The organism is Nocardia sp. NPDC004582 (assembly GCF_053602115.1).
Genome location: NZ_JBSGCY010000228.1, coordinates 1 through 6,183, shown reverse-complemented (window position 1 = coordinate 6,183; position 6,183 = coordinate 1). Strand labels below are relative to the sequence as shown.

The window sequence follows — 6,183 nt, the reverse complement described above, 5'->3', positions numbered from 1 at the left end:
CACGGATGCGCGCAGAGGGCATCGACCCCGAAGAGGTGCGCACCGCCGCCGAACAGATCCGCGAATCCGCGGCACCGGAAACCACCAGCGAACAGGCTCAGACTCAGGTCGAGCAGACCGCCGGGGCCCCCGTGTCGGCCGTCGAGCAGCTGGCGGCCGCGTACGTGGGCGAGCAGATGGCCTATCTCGGCGAGGCAATCACCGAGAACACCGAGACTGAAGCCGAGCACCAGCAGCCCGAAGTGCAGCCGCAGGCCGAGGCCGCGATCAGCACGCCCTCACAGGCGGCGAAACCTGCGGGCCCTACCGACGCCGAACTGTTCCGGGAGGCCGCTGAGCTGGTAGTCGTCAACGATTTCGGCTCGACCAGCATGCTGCAGCGCAGGCTGCGGATCGGGTTCGCCCGGGCGGGGCGGCTGATGGATCAAATGGAGCAGCACGGAATCGTCGGCCCCAGCCAGGGATCCAAGGCGCGCGAGGTCCTGGTCGACGTCGACCAGCTCGCCGACATCCTCGACGGCAAGACTCCGCCGCCCGCGGCCGCCGCTGGTGGCGCGGGAGCTCGCCATCTGATCAATGCCAGTGAGGCCAACCGGGGCCGGGTGTCGCAGCCGCGCCCTGATCCGCAGCCGCACCCGGGCCCGGGCGTGGACGAAGCGGTCAAGACCAACGAAAACGAGGTGGAGGTATGACCCGCCCGCAAGCACCAGCGCGCCACACCACCGGATGGGAGATTCTGCTCTTCCTAATCGTTGCGGCGTTCATCATGGGCCTGGTCGCGTTCGGGGCCTGGTGGCTGGCCGCCCAGATCAGCGGGCCCGCAATCCCGTTCAACCCGTTCCTCGCCTTCGGGCATGCGAAGTACCGCGCTCTGTGGTCGCCACTGGCAACGGTCTTCGCGGTCATCGCCGACGCAGCGCTGATCGGCGCGGCCCTGTGGATCGGCATGCGGCTGACCAGCGGCTCGGAACTCGACAAGCGCGCCGCGCACAGCATGGCCGCACCGAGTGACCTGTCCGAGATCGCCGGGCGCAGCGCCGTGGAGAAGGCGCGGCGACTGCGGCCGGACGCTGATCTGACCGACCCCGCCGCGATCGGACTGCACCTGGGTACGACAGTGCGCGGCGGGGTGCGCATCGTGCAGTCCTGGGAGGATGTGTTGACTGCGGTGTCGGGCACACGCACCGGCAAGACCGCCGGCGTGGCAGTCGGCTCGGTCATTGACGCCCCGGGCCCGGTGATCGCCACATCGAACAAGCGCGACCTGCGCGACTTGACCCGCGGCGTGCGCGAGGAACGCGGTTGTCGGGTGTGGGAATCGGATTTGCAGGGAATCACCGGTGAGCCCCATCAGGAGTGGTGGTGGAATCCGTTCGGCAACGTCAGCACTCTCGCTTCGGCGCGGCGCCTGGCCGAGCGGTTCGTCTCCGCGGAACGAGCCGAGGACTCGCGCACCGATTCCTATTTCGACGGGGGCGCAAAGGACTTGATCGCCCTGTACTTCCTGGCGGCCGCCGTCGGCGGCGGCGACATCCTGCACTCATTCGCGTGGCTGTCCGATGAGGACAACGATCTACCAGCCCGACTGCTCGACAAGAGCGGAAATCCGGTGGCAGCGGACAAGGTTCGCACGGCCATCCGGCTCAACCCAAGGCAACGCGACGGCGTGTACGACGTCGCCCGCCGAAACCTGAACGTGCTCACTGAACCCCGCTACCTGCAAACAGTGCTCCCACCCCAGCGGCACCTGTTCCCTGATGACGAGACGCGACTCGGAAGCTGGTCGCCGACGCACAAGCTGCCCGAATTCGACCCGGCCGCGTTTGTCCGATCAACCGATGCGCTCTACGCCCTGAGCATGGAAGGCGCAGACAGCGCGACCGCGCTCGTCACGGCGCTGACGGGCCGCCTCATCGACGAAGCTCTCGTGCTGGCGCGGCGCAGCCCCGGGGGCCGGCTGGTCACACCGTTTGTTCTTGTGTTGGACGAGGCGGCCAACGTGTGCAAGCTCAGCGAGCTGCCCGAGTGGTACAGCCACCTGGGCAGCCAGGGCATCATCTGCCAGACCTACCTGCAGTCGCTGGCGCAGGCCGCGAAGGTCTGGACCCCCAAGCAGTTGGACATGCTGCTGGGAGCGTCGAACGTGCACTACTACGGCGGCGGCGGCAAGGACACCAACTACCTCAGCGACGTCGCCCAAGCCATCGGCAACCGCGATGTTCAGCGCTGGTCGACGAGCGTCAGCAACGGCGGTCGGTCGCACTCGCAGTCCTGGAGCGCCGAGCTCGCGGTGCCGGTGTCCATGCTGGCCGAGCTGGACAAGGACCGGGCCGTGATCATGAGCACCGGCAACCAGCCGGTATTGGTGCGCAAAGCCTGGTGGACCGAACGGCCGGACGCGGCGGCCATCAAGCGTTCCCGCGCGAAATACGATCCCGGTCAGAAGGTGAAGCTGTGACCAGCACGGAAGCCACTGAGGAAGTCGTCGACGTCTACAACAACGTCACCGAGTGGGTAGAGGATTGGCTCGTCCAATCGGTCGCGTTCAAACAGCAGGGCGGCGGCAAGGGCAAGATCTTCTGCAAGCAATGGTGGCGACACAAGCCGGTCGTCGTTCGGCTGCACGCGCTGTGGCGAGAATGGGAACGCGCCAACCGCGAGGACACCATGAGCTCGTGGTGGGCCTACCACGCCGACGCCGCGATCCGGGCCTTGTGCGACGGCGAGACGGGCCCGATGTGGCGCTGCACCACCGACTCGCACATCGACGTGCGCTCATTGGAAGTGACTCCAGTTCCGCCGGGCTGGTTCGGGACGATGAGCGGCGCTCAGACTTCCGATAACCCCGATTTCGACGACGATCTCGACGACAAAGACCTCTAAGTGTCGGAAAACGATCCGATGGGACAACTCGACACATAGGGAATTACGCCCGGCCGCGGCCCGGCGCGCAGCTTGCACTCGTTCGCCGCGCGCCGGGCGCAACCTCGCTCACTGAGACCGGAATTGTTGGATCCGTGGGTAATCACCCCGCGCGTGCGCGATGCCCACAACTAGCGGGGCCGCGCCCAGCCTGGGAACTCCTCGTCAAAAGCGCGGGTCATCTCCCGCAACCTCTGTTCCCCGCGTTCGCGGCAGGACGCTGGCATGTCCCGGCACACCAGGAACGTTCCACCGGTCGCCGGATCAGTGAGAATCTCGATGCCGCAGTCCCGCAGCTTGGCCCAGTCTCGGCCGGGATAGCCCTGGTGGTCGAAGTCGCACACCGCGCATATGGGTGGGGTCCACCTGCGATCGTCCAGCAAGGCTCGCAGTGCGCGATCGGCGTCCGCCCGCGGCGTGGTGGTGTAGCCGAAGTAGCACGCGGCGCGGACCTTCTTCCCCACGGGCAAGAATCCTGACGGTAGGTGGACTCTGGGCGGGGCGGTCTCGGTCATCGCATCGCCTGCGCCACTACGCGCGCCACCTCCGGGAGGCCCGCGGCGTGCAGCTGCTCGACAAGTTCGGCGTTGGTCAGTGTGTCATTGGTCAGCGCTGCCTCGATCTCGGTCAGCTTCGCCGTGTTGATCATGTCTGTTCCTATCAGTGGTGCATGAAAAGGCTTGTGGCCGGGGACTATTGCCACGGGTCGATAGTGGGCACTCCGGCGGCCTCGAACGGCGACGTGTCGCGGGTGGCCACGGTGAAGTTTGCGGCGGCCGCCGTGGCGGCAATCATGCCGTCGGCGGTGGCGATGGCGAATCCTGCCGCGCGGGCGGCGGACATGCGGCGGGCGTATTCCGCAGTGGCCGCGAGGTCGTAGGCGAGCACGCGACCGGCGAACAGCGGCAGCACGCGGTTCTCCAGCTGCTCGGCGAGCAGATCGCGGCGGCGGCCTTCGGGCATCGCGGCGATGCCGTAGCGCAGCTCGCCGACTGTGACGGCGGACAGGTACAGGGTCTCGATGTTCTGGGCGTCGATCCAGTCGACTACGCGCGGCTCAGGGGCCTTGCGCAGCGGTTCGCTGATGACGTTGGTGTCCAGAATGATCACTAGTCGAACTCCAAGGGCTCGGCCGGGCTCCGGTCGCGGGCGGTGAGAGCGGCGTGCTCCTCGTCGGTCAGCTCGATGTCTCGGCCGATGCCGGCCAAGAGCGAGCCGAGTCTGATCCGCTCGGGCGGCTGCACGGCATCGGTGATGATCGCGCGTAGTTCCGCCTCGGCGCTGCGGCCATGCGCGGCCGCGCGCTGGTGGATGGCTCGGTGTACTTCGTCGGACAGGTTGCGGATGGTCACGTTCTTCATGGTGATGGCACTCCCTCGGTGGTGATATCAATGCTATCACTCAGACCTAAGTGCTATCAATCGCTTTTTAGACCTCGGGGCCCAGGTCACGACCCTGTTGCCGCTCGGCCTCGGCCTGCTGAGCTAGGGCGGCCTGCTGCTGCGCGGTGAGGTCGGCGGCGCGGCTGGGCCGGTTGCTGGTGCGGGCCTCGCGGATGGCGTGCTCGGTCGCCGAGTCCATGGGCGACAGGGCTGCGCGCCGGTCGCGTTCGGCCAGGGCGGCGCTCAGTTCGCGCGCAGCCTTCGCGGCACGCTGTTCGGCGCGGGCCCGGCGCTCCTGCTCGCGCCTATCGGCTTCTTGGGCGGCCGCGAGTTCGGCGGCGAGTGCAGCGGTGTCGGCTGCGCGGCGCAGCAGCGTTTCCCATTGCGGCTGTGGGGCGCCCGCGGCGCGCGCGGTGTCCACGGCGGCCCGCATATCGGCGAGGGCGGCGGTGTGCGCGGTTTCGGCGGTCCGCTGCGCGGTTTCGAGATCGTCGACGCGTTGCTGCGCTGTCCGGCGGGTTCCGCGGCGCAGCGTGGACGTCGCGTCGAGCTCGGTTCTGGCCTGTCCGGTCGCGCCGCGAGCGTCGGAGACAGCTTGCTCGGCGAGCGCGGCGGCCTGCTGCGCGGCCTGGGCCGCTTCGATCGCCTCGACTTGGTCGGCAAGCGCAGCGTGTTCCGCGCGCACCTGGTCGGCCTGGGTGGGCTGTGTGGCGTCTGGCGGCCACACCGTGAAGTCGTCGCTTCGGTCCGCGGCCCGGCGCAGACGCCGGACCAGCGCGTCGAGATCGGCATCGGTGCGCATCCGGATCGGCTGGGCCTGCATCTGCTCGCGGACCAGCTGCTCGCGGGCGAACTCGGGATCGGTGACCGGATCGCCGCCAGCGGCCACGCCGGAATCGGCTTCGGCCACAGCGGCTTCGGTTGCCGCCTCGCGGGCGACCTCTTCGCTCGGCGGCAGGGTCGCCGGCTCGATCGCAGGGCGTGCGACGGCTTCCTCGGTGGTCTCGCTGGTGGGCTCGTTGTAGCGGTTCTGCAGCTCCCAGCGGGCTCCGGCTTCGGTGACTCCGCCGTCGTTGACCAGCTCGGCGACCGCGCGGCGTTCGGCGCGCAGGGCGTGGGTTTCGAGCTGGGCGGCGTCGGCGCGCAGCCCGTTGAGCTCGTCCATGGCCAGTTGTTCAGCCATGTCGCGCCAGTCGTGCACCTGGGCCTCGTCGGGGACCGGCTTCCCACCGGCCGCCGCGTCGAGTGCCTGCTGGGCTTGCTCGAACTCCGCGCGCAGCACTTCGGCACCGCGCCGGGCTTCCGCGGCGGTGAACTTCGCCCACGCGACATCGGAATCGATCGTGCTCGCCTCGGCCTGGTACAGGTCCAGCTGCTCGGTGAGCCGGGCTCGCAAACCTGGGTCGTCGGTGGCTTCGATCTTCTCGCGCACGGATGCGATGAACGCTTCATCAGCGGCGGCCGGGTTCGCCTGCACCGCAGTGTTGTAGGCGTCTTCTGCGGCGATGGCGTCGAACTCGGCGGCCTCCCACGCGTCGCGGGCTTCCCGGGCCGAAATCACCAGCGGGCGCAGCTCGTCCATGCGTTGGCGCATGGCCGAGACCATGGGCTCGATCGCCTGCTGCTGAGGCGTGGCGTGCTCCATGATCTGCGTTCGCAACTCGCCGATCCGGGCGCGGATCCGGTTCAGGTCCGTATTCAATCGGACCGCCCGCTCGACCTCTCCCAGTTCCGGGTATGGCAGGTCCAGCGGCTGCTGCTGGCTCGGGCTCAGCGGCCACTCGTCGGCTTCCGGCTCGGTCGCGGCCTGGTCGTGGGTGGCCTCGATGTCATCGATCTCAAGCTCGTCGACTGCCAGTTCGGCGGCCCGCTCCGCGGC

Annotated in this window: 6 protein-coding genes and 2 pseudogenes; 3 read left to right on the top strand and 5 right to left on the bottom strand. The window is 68.5% G+C overall.

The features are described from left to right. From ACWELJ_RS32790 to ACWELJ_RS32780, 3 genes and pseudogenes are all read left to right on the top strand, one after another. A pseudogene (locus ACWELJ_RS32790) lies at positions 1–515 on the top strand (DNA translocase FtsK); the annotation flags it as partial. A 173-nt stretch (positions 516–688) separates the two neighbouring features. After that, complete coding sequence (locus tag ACWELJ_RS32785; RefSeq protein ID WP_452369957.1) at positions 689–2,458, top strand: TraM recognition domain-containing protein; 1,770 nt, start codon at positions 689–691, stop codon at positions 2,456–2,458. Beyond that, the gene (locus ACWELJ_RS32780) at positions 2,455–2,883 is read left to right on the top strand and encodes a DUF4913 domain-containing protein (protein ID WP_452369956.1); all 429 of its coding nucleotides are present in this window, start codon (positions 2,455–2,457) and stop codon (positions 2,881–2,883) included. The genes ACWELJ_RS32785 and ACWELJ_RS32780 overlap by 4 nt, the downstream gene beginning before the upstream one ends. A gap of 170 nt (positions 2,884–3,053) precedes the next feature. Here ACWELJ_RS32780 and ACWELJ_RS32775 read toward each other — a convergent pair whose 3' ends face one another. The 5 genes and pseudogenes from ACWELJ_RS32775 to ACWELJ_RS32755 form a co-directional block, all read right to left on the bottom strand. Beyond that, positions 3,054–3,386: a hypothetical protein gene (locus ACWELJ_RS32775; protein WP_452369955.1), complete on the bottom strand. Its 333-nt coding sequence runs from the start codon at positions 3,384–3,386 to the stop codon at positions 3,054–3,056. Positions 3,387–3,433: 47 nt separating this feature from the next. Beyond that, entirely contained in the window at positions 3,434–3,571 is a 138-nt protein-coding gene (locus ACWELJ_RS32770; RefSeq protein ID WP_452369954.1) for a hypothetical protein, read from the bottom strand. Between the two features lie 44 nt (positions 3,572–3,615). Further along, complete coding sequence (locus tag ACWELJ_RS32765; protein WP_452369953.1) at positions 3,616–4,032, bottom strand: PIN domain-containing protein; 417 nt, start codon at positions 4,030–4,032, stop codon at positions 3,616–3,618. Further along, on the bottom strand, positions 4,032–4,283 hold the full coding sequence (locus ACWELJ_RS32760) for a FitA-like ribbon-helix-helix domain-containing protein (protein WP_452369952.1): 252 nt from the start codon (positions 4,281–4,283) through the stop codon (positions 4,032–4,034). Before ACWELJ_RS32760 ends, ACWELJ_RS32765 begins: the two co-directional genes overlap by 1 nt. Positions 4,284–4,350: 67 nt before the next feature. Beyond that, positions 4,351–6,183, bottom strand: a pseudogene (locus ACWELJ_RS32755) (hypothetical protein); the annotation flags it as partial.

What these genes read in the sequence shown, in the direction of transcription:
- ACWELJ_RS32760 (WP_452369952.1), bottom strand. Translation starts at nt 4,283, where the DNA reads ATGAAGAACGTGACCATCCGCAACCTGTCCGACGAAGTACACCGAGCC.
- ACWELJ_RS32785 (WP_452369957.1), top strand. Translation starts at nt 689, where the DNA reads ATGACCCGCCCGCAAGCACCAGCGCGCCACACCACCGGATGGGAGATT.
- ACWELJ_RS32770 (WP_452369954.1), bottom strand. Translation starts at nt 3,571, where the DNA reads ATGATCAACACGGCGAAGCTGACCGAGATCGAGGCAGCGCTGACCAAT.